The sequence below is a fragment of the Oleiphilus sp. HI0125 genome (assembly GCF_001635355.1).
Genome location: NZ_LWGF01001068.1, coordinates 1 through 948 on the forward strand (window position 1 = coordinate 1; position 948 = coordinate 948).

Sequence of the window (948 nt, forward strand, 5' to 3'; positions counted from 1 at the left end):
CTCGTAGATCTGCTTAATCTCGATATTGGCGAGATTAAATCCATAAAACTTGGCGAGTGCTTCCCATCCGTCATGATCCCGATACTCGAGATAATCTGGTTCAATGCCAAACACCCACTTTCGGTTTGAGCTCGCGACCTCAGATAAGTCACGCACAGCGACAAAATCTTGAATATCTCTGCGCACAACAAAGGCATAATCATTATGCAAAGGAGAGTAATCTAGAAGAGAAAACTGGCTTTCGTTTTCTGCTAGAACAGATTTCACTCTCTCATAGACGAGTTTAGCGTCGTACGGTGGTGAGGTTTTGATATTGTAAGCACTCAAAAATGACGCTGTGTAACCCCAGTAAAGATCAATTTTGTCGTCACGCATCGCATTTACCGCGCCTGTGAAGTTCTCGAAATTCACGGCCTTTAAACGAATATGCTGAGTCTTTGTGTTTTTCGCCAACCATGCTTTGGTTAGTTCATAGATTAGATCTTGCTCGGCAAAATTAGATATTCCAATTCTGAGCTCTCGTTCCTGAGGCGCACTGACCAACTCTGTGTTCACAGCATCATCAGCAGATTGTTCCGATGCCCGCTCTTCATGCTGCGGTTCGGTGTTCACGTCATTACTAGCGCAAGCTGCTAGCAAACTTAAGAGCAATACAACGCCAATGCATCTCTTAATTGAAAAAGCCATAGTTATAACGCCTCTTCGATATCAACAGTTTGAAAACGACGTTTATCTTCACTGTCGTTTTGATTCGAGCGTAATTCAACCGTCCATATGTTCCATTGCGTTTTCTGGAATCGGTCATGCTTTGCGAAATAAGTGATCATGCGGCGATTTTTTGCGCGACCGCGCTTGGTTGAATTATCAGCAATTGGATAATCGAACCCCTGCCCTGAAATCAGAATGTGTTCTTTGTTCACCGAAAACTTTTCAATCAACACCGTCGCG

The 948-nt window shown here is 43.7% G+C and carries 1 protein-coding gene and 1 pseudogene; both read right to left on the minus strand.

Going from position 1 to position 948, the window contains the following annotated elements; translation table 11 throughout:
• Positions 1-687 (minus strand): glycine betaine ABC transporter substrate-binding protein (locus tag A3762_RS18335; RefSeq protein WP_156493574.1); only part of this gene is annotated, 687 nt, incomplete at its 3' end.
• Positions 688-689: 2 nt separating this feature from the next.
• Positions 690-948: pseudogene (locus A3762_RS18340) on the minus strand (hypothetical protein); the annotation flags it as partial.